General features: G+C 39.9%; 15 protein-coding genes. 5 read left to right on the forward strand and 10 right to left on the reverse strand.

Translation table 11 applies throughout. From position 1 onward, the window contains the following. The 7 genes from NSQ76_RS05405 to NSQ76_RS05435 all read right to left on the reverse strand — a co-directional run bounded on the left by NSQ76_RS05405 (nucleotide 1) and on the right by NSQ76_RS05435 (nucleotide 6,280). Nucleotides 1–618, reverse strand: coding sequence for an NAD(P)-dependent oxidoreductase (locus NSQ76_RS05405; protein ID WP_024425743.1), 618 nt, complete (start codon nucleotides 616–618; stop codon nucleotides 1–3). Between the two features lie 285 nt (nucleotides 619–903). Further along, entirely contained in the window at nucleotides 904–1,107 is a 204-nt protein-coding gene (locus NSQ76_RS05410) for an alpha/beta-type small acid-soluble spore protein (protein WP_024425744.1), read from the reverse strand. 236 nt (nucleotides 1,108–1,343) lie between these two features. Further along, nucleotides 1,344–2,450 (reverse strand): ABC transporter ATP-binding protein, encoded by a 1,107-nt coding sequence (locus NSQ76_RS05415; RefSeq protein WP_024425745.1) that lies wholly within the window; start codon nucleotides 2,448–2,450, stop codon nucleotides 1,344–1,346. A 144-nt stretch (nucleotides 2,451–2,594) separates the two neighbouring features. Then, nucleotides 2,595–3,470 (reverse strand): helix-turn-helix domain-containing protein, encoded by an 876-nt coding sequence (locus tag NSQ76_RS05420; RefSeq protein ID WP_024426580.1) that lies wholly within the window; start codon nucleotides 3,468–3,470, stop codon nucleotides 2,595–2,597. A gap of 20 nt (nucleotides 3,471–3,490) precedes the next feature. Then, entirely contained in the window at nucleotides 3,491–3,700 is a 210-nt protein-coding gene (locus NSQ76_RS05425; RefSeq protein ID WP_003211787.1) for a YheE family protein, read from the reverse strand. A 152-nt stretch (nucleotides 3,701–3,852) separates the two neighbouring features. Next, nucleotides 3,853–5,211 carry a YheC/YheD family endospore coat-associated protein gene (locus tag NSQ76_RS05430; RefSeq protein ID WP_056766057.1) on the reverse strand — a complete coding sequence of 453 codons (1,359 nt, stop codon included), beginning with the start codon at nucleotides 5,209–5,211 and terminating at the stop codon, nucleotides 3,853–3,855. Next, nucleotides 5,168–6,280 carry a YheC/YheD family protein gene (locus NSQ76_RS05435; protein WP_056766059.1) on the reverse strand — a complete coding sequence of 371 codons (1,113 nt, stop codon included), beginning with the start codon at nucleotides 6,278–6,280 and terminating at the stop codon, nucleotides 5,168–5,170. Before NSQ76_RS05435 ends, NSQ76_RS05430 begins: the two co-directional genes overlap by 44 nt. A gap of 213 nt (nucleotides 6,281–6,493) precedes the next feature. On the opposite strand from NSQ76_RS05435, the gene NSQ76_RS05440 reads away from it, so the two are divergent. From NSQ76_RS05440 to NSQ76_RS05460, 5 genes are all read left to right on the forward strand, one after another. Then, complete coding sequence (locus NSQ76_RS05440; protein ID WP_024426577.1) at nucleotides 6,494–7,627, forward strand: DUF445 domain-containing protein; 1,134 nt, start codon at nucleotides 6,494–6,496, stop codon at nucleotides 7,625–7,627. A 121-nt stretch (nucleotides 7,628–7,748) separates the two neighbouring features. Continuing rightward, nucleotides 7,749–8,105, forward strand: a complete 357-nt coding sequence (locus NSQ76_RS05445; protein ID WP_024425750.1) for a YlbF family regulator — start codon at nucleotides 7,749–7,751, stop codon at nucleotides 8,103–8,105. Between the two features lie 452 nt (nucleotides 8,106–8,557). Continuing rightward, complete coding sequence (locus tag NSQ76_RS05450) at nucleotides 8,558–9,424, forward strand: Cof-type HAD-IIB family hydrolase (protein WP_039177545.1); 867 nt, start codon at nucleotides 8,558–8,560, stop codon at nucleotides 9,422–9,424. Between the two features lie 113 nt (nucleotides 9,425–9,537). Continuing rightward, the gene (locus NSQ76_RS05455) at nucleotides 9,538–11,037 is read left to right on the forward strand and encodes a coproporphyrinogen III oxidase (RefSeq protein ID WP_341052884.1); all 1,500 of its coding nucleotides are present in this window, start codon (nucleotides 9,538–9,540) and stop codon (nucleotides 11,035–11,037) included. A gap of 76 nt (nucleotides 11,038–11,113) precedes the next feature. Next, nucleotides 11,114–12,388 (forward strand): lysine N(6)-hydroxylase/L-ornithine N(5)-oxygenase family protein, encoded by a 1,275-nt coding sequence (locus tag NSQ76_RS05460; RefSeq protein WP_341052886.1) that lies wholly within the window; start codon nucleotides 11,114–11,116, stop codon nucleotides 12,386–12,388. Between the two features lie 37 nt (nucleotides 12,389–12,425). On the opposite strand, the gene NSQ76_RS05465 is transcribed toward NSQ76_RS05460, so the two are convergent. The 3 genes from NSQ76_RS05465 to NSQ76_RS05475 all read right to left on the reverse strand — a co-directional run bounded on the left by NSQ76_RS05465 (nucleotide 12,426) and on the right by NSQ76_RS05475 (nucleotide 14,541). After that, nucleotides 12,426–13,649: a cation:proton antiporter gene (locus NSQ76_RS05465; protein WP_024426572.1), complete on the reverse strand. Its 1,224-nt coding sequence runs from the start codon at nucleotides 13,647–13,649 to the stop codon at nucleotides 12,426–12,428. Between the two features lie 3 nt (nucleotides 13,650–13,652). Then, nucleotides 13,653–14,150 (reverse strand): cation:proton antiporter regulatory subunit, encoded by a 498-nt coding sequence (locus tag NSQ76_RS05470; RefSeq protein ID WP_024425442.1) that lies wholly within the window; start codon nucleotides 14,148–14,150, stop codon nucleotides 13,653–13,655. A gap of 64 nt (nucleotides 14,151–14,214) precedes the next feature. Further along, nucleotides 14,215–14,541 carry a potassium:proton antiporter gene (locus NSQ76_RS05475; protein ID WP_231506868.1) on the reverse strand — a complete coding sequence of 109 codons (327 nt, stop codon included), beginning with the start codon at nucleotides 14,539–14,541 and terminating at the stop codon, nucleotides 14,215–14,217. Nucleotides 14,542–14,699: the final 158 nt, after the last annotated feature.

Consider the following 14,699-nt stretch of genomic DNA (forward strand, 5'->3'; position numbering starts at 1 on the left):
TCAATAAGCGATGCCGACGCGTTGATGTACAAACTCCTTCGAATTTAACTGCTGATATAAAAAGTGTGCGGTATCTTCAACTGAAATTTTCTTTCCATCTATAGGGAGAAAATCTTTCTCATAGCGATATGACCGTGTCACTTCTCCATCTGGTAAATAGGTTGGACAAATAATGGTCCAATCTAGATCAGTCGATTGAAGGATTTCAAACGCTTTCGCATGCTCTTTAGCTGCTCGGGAAGTGGTCCGTCTTGATTCATTTGTTTCAAAACGGTAGAGCTCCGGCTGCTGCCTTGCTTTTAAAATGCCTGCTGTACCAATTGTAATAATTCTTGATGTATTCGTTTGCTTCATGGCTTGTACGATATGCTCCATTGAAACAGATAATGTATCATCACCATCTGTTGATAGACAGCTCACAACAATATCTGCTCCTTTGATTGTCTCAAGCACATCTTCTCGATTTCTTGAATTGCCGGTGACTTGAAACATACCCGCAAGCATTTCTTCTCGGTTTGTCCGAATCAATGAACGAACCATGTAACGCTCATCTACTTGAACGAAACGAAGAAATGCTTGTCCTACACGTCCATGAGCACCGAAAAGAGCTATTTTCATCTGTTCGATCCCTCCACTACATACTATAAGTGAAAAGAACCCAAATTGGTACAACTTTTATGTGATGCTTTTTTTATAAAGATGAAAGGACCGAATACTATGAGCATATTCACATAATAGAGAGATCCCTACAAATTGTAAAAGTTCAAAGTTCATACCAGAAAAAATGTCCATGAAGATCCGCTCCTTTCTACTACATGATATGAGCTGAAAGGAGTTTGGTGAGGGATAAAAACAAAAAAAGAAGACACCATAAGAGGTGCCTTCTATGATCCAGATATGAAATTAAGCTTTTGTTCCGCCAAGGTTTTGTTGAGCGAAAGACACAAGACGTTTTGTAATTTCTCCACCAACTGAACCGTTAGCACGAGATGTTGTTTCTGCTCCAAGATTTACACCAAATTCAGAAGCGATTTCGTATTTCATTTGATCGATCGCTTGCTCTGCTCCAGGAACTAGTAATTGGTTTGAACTATTAGAATTAGCCATGATGTGATTCTCCTTTTTGTATATGATTTGTTTTTTTGGTTGGGTTTGCTGGAATCGCACCAGCGAAATGATCAAGTCATTTGCCACTTGGCGAAACCCAATGCAGTAACTGCTTTGTACTAAGTATTATGGTTATTTCCGAAAAAAACATACGAAAAAAGAACATGGTAAATGTTGTGTTAACATACAAAAAACCATCACCCAATGATGAGTGATGGCGCTGCTTATATATCTTTTTATTCTGCTGAGCGAATGCGCAGCTCCGTATCCGAATCAAAGAAATGGGCTTTGTTCATATTAATCGCAAGAGGGATAGACTGTCCGGCCTGTACATCGGTACGAGAATCAACACGTGCAATAAACGATTGACCATCGATAGAAGAATAAAGCATCGTTTCTGCCCCCATTAATTCAGCTACTTCTACGTCAGCATGAATTTTTGTGCCTTCAGACGCCTCTATAAATACTGGTTCATCGTGAAAATCTTCTGGTCTGATGCCTAAAATGACATCCTTTCCAATATAGCCTTGGCTGCGTAATACTTTCATTTTTCCTTCTGGTACACGAATATGAGTTTTTCCAACCGCAATGGCACCGTCAGAGAGCTTTCCTGTAAAAAAGTTCATCGCAGGTGAGCCGATAAATCCACCTACAAACACATTCTCTGGGTTTTCATATACATCTTTCGGCGCTCCTACCTGCTGAATAAAACCATCTTTCATGACAACAAGGCGTGTTGCCATTGTCATGGCTTCAGTCTGATCATGTGTCACATAGATAAATGTTGTTTGCAGACGCTGATGAAGCTTAGAAATTTCAGCACGCATCTGAACACGGAGTTTTGCATCTAAATTAGAAAGCGGTTCATCCAAAAGAAAAACCTTTGCATCACGTACAATCGCTCTGCCAAGTGCAACACGCTGCCTTTGACCGCCAGACAGTGCTTTTGGTTTTCTGTCTAAATATTGCTCAAGCCCTAATATTTTAGCGGCATTTCGAACCCGCTCATCAATTTCTGCTTTTGGAAACTTCCGAAGCTTTAATCCAAAAGCCATATTATCGTACACATTCATATGAGGATATAATGCATAGTTTTGGAAAACCATTGCGATATCCCGGTCTTTCGGCGCTACATCATTCATCCGTTTTCCATCTAACAGAAAGTCTCCTTGTGATATTTCTTCTAGACCTGCAATCATGCGGAGGGTTGTTGATTTTCCGCAGCCTGATGGACCAACAAACACAATAAATTCTTTATCTTCTATATGTAGATTAAAGTTGTCTACTGCTGTTACTTTGTTATCGTATACTTTATAAATTTGATTGAGCATCATTTCAGCCATTAGATGTCAGCCTCCCCAGTCCCTCTTTTTTCGAAAGCGCTTTACTAGTAAATAAAGTGTATAAAATGAGGAAGAGTCTGTAAATGGACAACGTGCACAACATCCTATTTTCATTTTTGGGCAGGGTGCTCATGTCTTCATTCTTTATGAAAGATCGAGTAGAGTCATCATCAAATAAGCAGCGGATGCTTCTGGAAAATGTCGTATATCTAGCCCAGTGCGCTCAATAAATTTATCAATTCGATATTGAAGACTGTTTCTGTGAACATATAACGCTTTTGCTGCTTTGGATGCGTTTAAATTACATTGCATATAGGTCATGAGGGTTCGGTAAACATCCCGGTCAAAGACCGCTTCTTTAAAAGCATCTGAAATAGCATGAGAGAGTGCGGATGCATCATAACAAATGAACGAAGGCAGGCATTGATAAAATGTAGCAGCCCCTGATCTAAGCTTTTCTCGCTGCATATGGTATAAAAATAGCTGTTGTTCATTTAATAACCTCATCTGTAAATGGTCATTTGGCAAATGCAGCTGTCCTTGTATAAAGACTGAGTCTGTTAAAAAATCACTTGTAATAGCTAGAGACAAATCATTTAACTGATCTAATTGACTGTTTTCTGATGTGGCATTTGGTTGAATCAGCATAGCTGTTTCAGGGCCTGTCCATATGAAATGAGTATGTTCGAGGCTGTTATTCACAGCCTCTTTTATTTGCTGTCTTTGTTCTTCTTGATGGATCATTTGAAAATAATAAACACGGACGGGATGTTGGACAGTTAGTGGTTTGTTTTCAAAAAGATAGCTGAACCATTTTTGTTCATCCTCGGTCTGCGCTTTTTGAAATAGATCAATTGGTGTAAGAAAAGAGTTGAGAAGAAGTGTTTCTCTTTCTGAAAGCTCCGATTTGTTTACTCCAAATATTTCACCTTCGTCTGTTTGATACCAAAGAATTTGTTTGTCATGAGTAGGTGTGCTGATGATATGGTCTCCGTAAACAAGTTTTAATTTTTCTAACATGGCGGGGCTCCTTAAACAGTTTAATCATAGACATGGAACAGCATTAATTCGTGGATTTCTTCTTTTAAAGTTGGTTCTACTTCATGGGGCGGAAGCTGAGAGCCCCATTCAATGTCACCTGTTTTGTGGTAGATGCCTTCATAGTGTGCACCATTGTGGAAAAAGGATATTTTCCAGCCTGGCAATTGTGCTTTCTTAAAAAGGGGTTTCCATTGAAAATGAGAAATCATATCATCATTGCCTCCTTGCTTTTATTGATGAAACAATAAACAAACACGACAACACGGAAACAACCTTGAACTTGATTTTATTGTATCTCATCTCATGAAAAGAGCATAGAAAAAGCATAGATTTAAGAGCACTGACATGTGACAAAAAAGCGTCAGTAGACGTTCGCGTGATCTGAAGTGGTGAGTGCCGTTTTTGAAAGGTAAGATGCGTAATCCATGATTCTTTTCCCAATCAGCCATTCTGATTTTTTCAAAGAGACATGCTGGAAAATCTCTCGGCCAGGGCGAGAATTGGCTTCGAACATCCAAATTGCACCTGTTTGATCAATGCCTAAGTCAAAACCGATTTCACCAATATGCCCGGTCATTTTTTTATCTATCACTTGGCTAAGCATGATGGCAGTATGAGAAAGCTGCTGTAAAATCTGCAAACGTTTCTTTTCTTCTGGAAAGACAGCATAAAGTGTTTTCACCGTTCCCCCGTGTAACTGGTGAGTCGTGATGGTATGATCTCCAGAAACCTTTGCTGCTGCTGCTGTGACTGTCCAATCACCTTCTTTATTTTTATTCGTATGAACTCTGAAATCCATCGGTTGATTGTCTATTTGAAGAAGCTCAATGCCTTGTTGTGCAATAAAATCATGAATTGCATGATCCTTTCGCAGCCTTTGAACAAACTGATCTATTGAATCATATGGAATAGAATTTCCGAAATTTGAGGATACAGTGATTCCGTCGTTTTCCTTTTTTAACTGATAAATCCCGTCTCCATGACTTCCGTTTGTCGGTTTTAAGTATATAACTTGATGCAGATGGAGAAGTGTTTCAATTTTACTTAGAGCGTCCACGGGATCTAATTGTACAGAATGTGGGAGAAAGGACCATGTTTTTTCATCTGTTAATAGCTGTTCGTGAATCTCCCATTTATTAAAAAAGTAAGGATTGAACCAAGGGATATCATAGTCTTGGGTGAGTTTTCGCTTCGTTTCTTGAATGAGTGCCGACTGAGCAGCTTTTCTATTTGGAAGCCGATCATAAATGACTGACGGAAGGGGAAGCTGTTTTTTAACCCATGAATCTTCGTGGTACAACAGTCCTTCTACAATTCCTTTTTCCCAATCAATAGAATGTGACCCAAAAAGATAGGCAAAACCAGGATGCTGCCTGAAAGAGTGCAGCAGTTTGATAAAAAATTCTGATCTCGTTCCTAATGGCTGTGTACTTTGCTCAAAACCTGCAGTGAAAATGCCCATCAACGGCCCTATAAAAAGTGTATGGTCAATGATGATCACATCAGCTTTTGATTGGTAAGGAATCAGTAATCCTCTGTATAGATCTTCAGATAATAAAATTTTATTTGGATGCTGATGATAGGAAATGTTGAAGCCATCTACTAAACGAGACCCTAGAGCAAGAGAATAGATGGCATCTTTCTGTTTATAATGGACGGGAAGATGAATTGTTTTTTCACTTGTAAGGTGTGGGGCGATGATGCAGCGCTTTCTGTTCATAAGAAACCTCCTTCGGTTGAGATTTTATCGATTGCGCATGTTCAAGAATGATGCGAATCAATTCGTGTTCCTTCTCAGGATAAACTTTTAAAAAAGCGGACCGCCCTGGCTTTGATCTGATATTTGATATGAAAAGTCTGCCTTCACTTGAATGAAGTAAGTCTACTGCGAATTCAAAGCAAGGAGAGTAAGTTTTATCTATATAAGCTGGGATTGATGCCTGAATGGATGCCATATCATCTAAAAGGAGTTCCTTGATGTGTGGCTGCAATGTATTTAGATAGTGTTCAAAGCCTATCACAGGAGCTGATTTTTGTGTATGACTTAAAAGACTATTTTCTGCAGGTGATTTTGTGTGAATTCCCATGCGTTTCCATTGATTTTGTGAATCTTTCATAAGGAAAATCTTGATTTCATTGAATAAAATTTCTTTTTGATCATTCGTGTTGAAAAATTGAAGGAAATACCGGCCTGCATATTTTTTGCACCAGCGTTCCAGCTCTGACGTACGAGAAAATGTAATGGTTTGATTGGAACTTAGTTGAACAGTAAATGTTGATTTGCCATCAAAGAAAATGAAGTAAGTAGATGCTGCATGCTGATGGGAGAGAGGCTGCATTCTACAATAACCGCCAGCCCCGTACTCCCTTACCATATTGATCAGGTCTGAGGGCTCTTTTAATAAAAAGCAGCCAGGTAAATATGGCTGTGAAGCAGAGAGGAGACGGAGCTGCTCAAATAGCACCATTTTATTTGAAATGCCCGTATTCAAAAAATCTGTTTTTGGATATTTTTTTAGCCATTCCATGATGGGTTTTGCTTTTTTAGATTGTGCGTCATGCCGATAAAGACATCGGTCATAAATCAAGTCGGGAATCGGAAATTGTGCGTCAGCAAACCCTTGGCCATTCGTATATGTTTGGCCTTGTATCAAATTTGAAGCCGGCTTTAAATCAAATGGTGTAAAACGAACAACCTCTAAACGATAAGAAGAGGCAGCTTTGGCGAGCTGCCGTGTGAATGCCTCTTCATACTGCGGAGAAAGGCTCGCAATACCTAATGTTGTCATTAAAAAACACCTTCTTTTCAACTTCTTTTTTTACCATCAAAAAACATTTTTTTGTGATTTTACATAAAGCTTACGCTCCTTTATCATTACGACAGATCGCTTGATCATATGTCTCGCTGCATGCTTCATTTGCTTGGGAACTTGACAACAACTATAATACGTATAGATCAAAACAATAAACCTCGGGTGTTGTTTGAAAGGTAGATGACGACTTTGAATATATTCACAACGTTTATCTTTATGATTGTTATCGGCGCAGTCATAGGAGCAGCGACAAACCATCTTGCAATTAAAATGCTTTTTCGGCCTTATAAGCCATATTACTTATTCGGAAAACAGCTTCCATTTACACCAGGGCTTATCCCTAAAAGAAGAGACGAAGTAGCCAAGCAGGTTGGTGTCATGGTTATGGAGCATTTGCTCACGCCAGAAGGTATTCAAAAGCGATTTGAATCATCGGAGGCAAAGCAGGAGATCCTGCGTACAGTCCATCAATATATTGACAAAGGCGCAAATATGGAGATCACCGTATTCTCCCTGCTAGAAAAATTCGGCGTTTCACAGGCTGATGTTAAAGCAGATAGATGGCTCCATCAGTGGTCTGACCAGAAGCTCGCTTCATTGCTTGAAACATATAACGAGCAAACTTTATCTGAATTGCTCCCGGTAGAAGTGGAAACCAAAATATCATCAAAAATTCCAGATGCAGCAGATTATATTTTAAAGAGAGGCATTCATTATTTTGAAAGTGATGAAGGCAAAGCCAGGCTTGGCAATATGATTGATGATTTCTTAAAAGAACGGGGAATGCTTGGCAGTATGGTCCAAATGTTTCTAGGGAATTCAAGCTTAATTGATCGTGTACATCCCGAAATCATCAAGTTTTTAAGAAACGCAGAAACAAAAAGATTTTTATCAGATTTACTTGTTCAAGAATGGGACAAGGTGAAGCTATTTTCTCTTCATGAGCTTGATGAAAAATGGAATGTGAAGGAACTTATTTTTAGTGTGAAAAATCAATTGCTTTCTCATTTCTCTACAAAGCTGATATTAGACAAACCAGTTGGAACATATGTCAGTGCTGTAGCGGATGACCTTAAAACACATTTTGCGCCAGTGTTGATTGATAAGGGGATCGAAGCGGCTTCAAATGCTTTAGAGAGTCTGCTTGCAAAGCTGCAATTTGAAGATATCATTCGTGAACAAATTGAACTTTTCCCGCTTGAAAAAATGGAAGAGCTTGTAGTCAGCATCTCTAATAAGGAGCTGAAGATGATAACATTTCTAGGCGGTCTTTTAGGCGGGATGATTGGTGCTATCCAGGCTGTTTTTGTGGCGCTATTCTAAGACAAGCTATAGAAATTTTAATGAATTCATTGTATATATGTGAAACGAAAGCCATAGTTTGTTATAGTGGAGTGGTGTCCGCCGATCATATCGGTGATAACGGATAGAAAGGAGACATAACATGTCTGTAAATCTTTATGATGTTGCATATGACCTTGAAAAAGCATTGCGTCATAGCGAAGAATATTCAACTTTAAGAAATCTTTATGATGAGGTAAACGCGGATGAGTCCTCTAAAAGAATGTTTGAGAACTTCCGTGACATTCAAGTAAACCTTCAACAAAAACAAATGACTGGTCAAGAGATCACACAAGAAGAAGTGGAGCAAGCTCAAAAAACAGTTGCTCTTGTTCAGCAGCACGACAAAATCTCTCAGTTGATGGAAGCAGAACAACGTGTGAGTGTTCTTATCGGTGAGTTAAATAAAATTATCATGAAGCCACTTGAAGAGCTTTATGGGAATCCAGAAGAAAACTAATGGAAAGGGCGATGTCATTCGCCCTTTTTTGTTTTATCTTTTCTCCTCAATATCTTTTAAAAAAAGGTTGTCGAAGCACATAAATTCTGCGATAATACTTATATTGAAAGTGCTTTCAAAAGGCGCTCTCAAGGGACAATTGGGTGCGTTTCACTTGGGATTTATGGCGGTGAGCCAAACGAGAGAGAAGCGCTTCTGGGAGAAACGCAAAGCATCATAAGGGGATCTGATATAAGCAATGCTTTGGTGTGTAAATGATAAGGGGATCATGGGGAGCTTCATCACTCCATTGTAACGCATCCAAACCATACATAAAAAAAAGCCTAGGGGTAGGCTTTTTTTATTTATATCAATCATTCATAACTTTGGGCTCTTTCAACTGCATGTTCTAAAGCACCAAGCTAGGGCATATCCTCATCGTAAGTACAGTCATCAAGAAGGGGGATGCCTCAGTGTCAAAAAAACTACTTGCACTCAATATAGATGGGACGTTACTTCGTTCCAATGGTAAAATCCATTCTGCTACAAAAGAAGCTGTGGAATATGTAAAGAAAAAAGGGGTTTACGTGACGATTGTCACCAACCGGCATTTTCGTTCCGCTCAAAAAATTGCCAAGGCGTTGAAGATTCCAACATCAACCCTTGTGACGCATAGTGGTGCATTTATCGCCGATAAACTCGATGAGCCGCTTCATGTGAAAAAATTAACGGAAGAAAAGACATTTAATCTTGTGCAAATCCTTGAAAGCTTCGATTGTAATGTCCGCTTGCTGCATGAAAAATTCTCGATCGGCAACCGGAAAAAAACGCAGTCTCAGCTGATGGGAAAGACGCTCATTCATCCGTCTGATCCCATTTTCTATCCCGTCCAATTTGTTGAATCTTTAAGTGATATGCTGATGGATGAACCAGTCAGTACACCAGTGATTGAAGTATATTCGACCGCGGAGCTTCAGCCTGAGATTCACAGGACCATTCAACAAGCATTCCCATCTGTTGATCTTATTAGGATCAGTGATGAGAAAATGAATATTGTATGCAAAGGGGTTTCGAAGGAAGCGGGACTTTCTCTTTTAACCTCTGCACTCGGTTTTACTTTAGAAGATACGGTTGTCATTGGTCATGGAACAGATGACATTCCAATGCTTGAATTGGCTGGTTTAGGCGTTGCTATGGGAAATGCCCCCAATGATGTCAAGCGCAAAGCCGATTGGGTGACGCGTTCGCATGATGAACAGGGTGTGGCTTATATGATCAAGGAATACTTTAGAATGCAGCAAAGAGAAGGATTTTTACATCAATTCGATATTAAGAGATAATACACTGAAGGCCCTGTCAATCAAGAAATGACAGGGCCTTCGTCTGTTCCCTTCATTGCTTTTCCTACTTGAATTTTGTAAAATGAAACAAGTTTGAAGATAAAGGTGATATGATGCGAATTTTAATTAAAGGGCTGTCAGATGAACGATTTCATCGCCCGCTTGTCAATATAGCCAATTTATTTGAAGAAGATAGTGAAGTGATGTTTGAACCAAGTGAACTGGATGATGGTTTGATCATGGAATTTAGCTGGAAGGAAGAAAATGGCATGGTGGAAGCATCTGGTCATATCGATGGATCAGACATCACCAGTCGTTTTTCGCGGAATGTCCCAGAGAGCTTGAACGATAAGGAGCGCTGGAAACAAATCAAAAATACAGTGCTGTCCGTTTATTTACACTTGCTTCAGGAGCACACAGGAATGACACAAAAGTGGGGGATTCTCACAGGAATACGTCCGACGAAATTGCTCCATAAGATGCTGAGAGAAGGCATGTCAAAGGAAGATGCACATGAGGCATTAAAGCGTGATTACTTGATTCATGGTGAAAAAATCAATTTGATGCAGGAGATTGTCGATCGTCAGCTTAAAGCCATTCCAGATCTGTATGACCTTCAGCAGGAAGTGAGTATTTATATTGGCATTCCTTTCTGCCCCACAAAATGTGCTTACTGCACGTTCCCTGCTTACGCCATTAAAGGACAAGCTGGCAGAGTGGGAACGTTTTTGTTTGGTCTGCATTATGAAATGCAAAAAATGGGCGCATGGCTTAAAGAACATGGAATCAAAGTGACGACTGTTTACTTTGGCGGAGGCACGCCAACGAGCATCACAGCGGAAGAAATGGATTTGCTGTATGAAGAAATGTATCGCTCGTTCCCTGATGTGAAGCATATACGGGAAGTGACTGTCGAAGCAGGGCGTCCTGATACGATTTCGCCTGATAAGCTAGAGGTGCTAAACCGCTACAATATTGACCGGATTAGCATTAACCCGCAATCGTATGAGAATGAAACACTAAAGGCTATTGGCAGGCATCATAGTGTGGAAGAAACGATTGAAAAGTATCACTTATCAAGACAGTACGGCATGAATAATATCAATATGGACTTAATCATTGGATTGCCGGGAGAAGGGCTCAAAGAATTTCAGCACTCCTTGCAGCAGACTGAAGAGCTCAAGCCTGAATCTTTAACTGTGCATACACTCTCCTTTAAAAGAGCATCTGAAATGACGCGCAATAAGGAGAAATACCAAGTAGCAGACCGAGAAGAAATCACACGTATGATGGATGAAGCGGTCTCTTGGACGAAAGCACATCAATATCACCCGTATTATTTATATAGACAAAAAAATATTTTGGGAAATCTCGAAAATGTCGGGTATTCATTAGATGGACAGGAAAGTTTGTATAATATCATTATCATGGAAGAAGTACAGACAATCATTGGCATTGGGTGCGGTGCAGCGAGTAAATTCATTGATCCACGGACAGGAAAAATTACGCAGTATGCCAATCCAAAAGATCCAAAATCGTATAATGACCGGTATGAACACTATACAGAAGAGAAAATTCAATTCCTTGAATCATTATTTGTTTCTCACGTTTAAACACTGCGATGACGCAGTGTTTTTTTTCATTTGTAAAAGGGTATATAAGTGATAAAAAGTTAAAGCAGGTGTACATATGATAGATGTGATCGGAATTGGGATTGGGCCCGCCAATTTAGGATTGGCCGCTTTGTTAGAGGAGTATGAGGATGTCTCATGCTGTTTTTTTGAACAAGAGTCTGAGTTTGCTTGGCATCCTGGTATGCTGATCAAAGGAACGGATTTGCAAGTTTCCTTTTTAGCAGATCTTGTCACAATGGCGAATCCAAGGAGCAGGTATACATTTTTAAATTATTTACATGAATCAAATAGACTTCACCGGTTCTATACATTTGAACAGTTTGATATCCCGCGGAGAGAATTCAATGAGTATTTATCATGGGTGGCAGGGGAATTAGACAGCTGCCAGTTCGGGATGAAGGTAGAAGAAGTGACGGACTGCCAAGATGGCTACCTTGTGAAAGTCAGACGGCTGAACGATGGATCGCTTTCTGAGTATCGTGCAAAGCATGTCGTGTTAGGCACAGGAAGCAAACCAATGATTCCAGTCGATGTGCCTGAAGCAGCATACTCATATGTGACCCATAGCAGCCGTTATTTAGATCAGCAGAAAGCACTTCACGAAGCTGAGTCGGTGGCGGTAATCGGCTCAGGGCAGAGTGCAGCTGAAATTTTCTTAGACCTGCTTCAGCATCAAAAGAAAGGACAGCAGCTTTCATGGTTTACACGTTCTAGTGAATTTAGAGAGCTAGAGACGGCAGAGCTTGGCCAAGAACTTTTTACACCAAAGTATGTCGAGTATTTTCATTCGCTTCCTTATGAAGAACGTATGAACACATTGCCTAGGCTGACAGGATTAAGAAATGGCATCGATGCATCAACGCTTTCGCGCATTTATCAGGAGCTGTATCATCGCTCTGTTTCAGGTGAAGAGCCATCTGTGCTCATTCAGCCAATGACAGAGCTTGAAGCGATTCAAAGAGGAGAGCATCAGCCTTTGGAGCTGCATCTCAAACAGTGGCAGCTGAAGAAAGAAAAAAGCATAACTGTAGATCATGCTGTATTGGCTACAGGGTATACACCGAATATTCCTGAATGGTTTAGTGCATATGAACCTTTGATTGAATGGGAAAGTGAAGAGCATTTTAAAGTGACAGACGACTTCAGGCTTGTGTTCAAAGACAAGCGTTCAAATCATTTCTTTACATTCACGAATCTTGATCATTCTCATGGAACAGCGGCAACCAATTTGAAACTATCGATTTACCGCAACCAGAAAGTCATTCGAACCATTCGCGGGGCCGAGGAAGCGCCAGTCAAGCAAGAAACTGCATTTCAGCAATTTGAATAAAACATAGAAAAGGGCCCAAGCATAGGGCCCTTTTTCATTAGATCGTCGTTTCTTTTTTTACTTTTGGTTTTTCAGGTTTCCATTTGAAGATTTTGTTTAGGATTTGATAGATTTTCTTAGATTCTTTCGTTACGAGCGGTCCTAAGATCGCAAGGATTAAGACATACAAAGCAGCAAAGGGCTTCAAAGTAGCGGCAAGTCCGCCGGCGATGCCAAGCTCGGCAACAATGATTGAAAACTCTCCTCTCGATACGATGGTTAATCCAATATTAGAAGAGGCTTTATGAGAAAATCCAGCTCTCCGTCCAGCGAACATTCCGGCAGTGAAGTTCCCAATTAAGGTAAGAATCACAGCGCCGATCGCAAGCCAGAAGGCATCACCCAATGTAAACGGATCGATACTGAGACCAAAGCTGAAAAAGAACATCGCTCCAAAGAAATCTCTAAACGGAACCACGAGATGCTCGATGCGGTCTGAGTGCTCTGTTTCTGAGAAAACAAGACCAAGTAAGAGAGCCCCAATAGCCTCTGCTACATGAATCGTTTCTGAGAAACCAGCGACAAAGAACAAAGCGGCAAAAATCACAATGATGAACACTTCGTTCGAACGGATATCAAACAACTTGTTTAATAGTTTTGGCAGCTTCCGCGCAATGATAAAGAAAAGCATCATATAACCAAAAGCGATTAAAATCGATAATAAGGCACCGCCAACAGTAGTGGCATCTCCAAGGACAAGACCTGATACGACAGATAAATATACGGCAAGGAAAATATCCTCAAACATAATAATCCCTAGAATTAACTCTGTTTCAGGATTTGCCGTCCGTTTCAAATCGACAAGGACTTTGGCCACAATGGCGCTGGATGAAATGGTGATCACACCTGCCATAATGAGAATCTCAAGGAATCCAAACCCTGTGATAAAACCGTAGAGCAGTCCTAAGCTGAAGTTGATCAAAATATAAATAGATCCGCCGACTGCAATAGATTTACCCGATTTAATGAGTTTTCCGACAGAGAACTCAAGTCCAAGATAGAAAAGAAGGAACAGGACGCCCATTCTGCCAAAAAACGAAATGATCTCCGTGCTTTCGATAAATTTCAAATCAATGATCCCGATAGTTGGAGCATGCGGCCCAACAATCATTCCGAGGACAATGAGAAAAGGGATGATAGAAAATTTAATTTTATTGGCGATTAAGCTGGCGATGGCGATAAGAATTAGCGCCGTCCCAACTTCAAAGACTAGATGATCCATTCATCACTCTCCCCCTCTAGAAAGAAAATCACGTACCAATCGTTTCAAGTGTTTTCTTTCGCCCGAAATGACCATCGTATCATTTGCTTGAATAATCGAATCGGCACCAGGGTTGAGTAATTTTTCATTTGTATGTTTAATGATCGCAATCACGGTGACTTCATAATTTTGTCTCACATCTAAATCACCGAGTGTATGTCCAACCGCTTTTGCACCTTTTTCCACTTTAAACCATTCAATGATCAAGTCGTTGAAGGCCATTTCAATGGTTTCTAGTGCCTGCGGTTTATACACCATACCGCCGATAATAGCAGCGATTTGCCGGGATTCAGCATCATCGAGTGAAATGGTAGACAGCACTTCATCTGGATCATCATCGTCAAAACGATAAATTTCCCGTCTGCCATCATCATGAATCACAATCGTCATTTTTTCTCTATTTCTCGTTTCAATTTCAAATTTCTTTCCGATCCCAGGAAGATCATTTTCTTTAATGTTCATTTTATCCCTCCGAATTTGATAGTCTGTGTTTTTTATATAGTAAATGCGGATGAAATAAAATGAATCAGTAGAGGTAATTAGATTGATACATAACGGGGATCGCACACTTCATTTCCAAAAAACATAGATCAATGGACAATGCAGCTGATGGGGCAGGCTTTGGCAGAAAAGTCTTGGCATCCATCATTGATAATCTGTCCTTCAACAGAATGGATGAAGCATGTTTTTTTGAAAACGAAGGTGTCTTCACAGCATTGATTTCTTCATCATAAATGGATGGAGAAATCAGGCTAGGTATACTCGCTTCTGCCTGTGAAGCAAAAACGACATTTGAAAAAGGAGAAAACATGACGATGAAGCTAACCAATATCATGATGGAACATCTGATCAATCATCCTCCTCCTTTCAAATTTATTTTCTTTCTTTTTTTACTATATAAAAATATATTTCTTGTTTCAATCATTATGCTTATTTTAGTATCAATTGATCTTGAAATTTTTTGTTTAGAGAAAAAGGTTTTACATGATGGAAATGGAAGTAAGTTATGAG

Source organism: Bacillus sp. FSL M8-0256, from assembly GCF_038005765.1.
GTDB lineage: Bacteria > Bacillota > Bacilli > Bacillales > Bacillaceae > Bacillus > Bacillus safensis.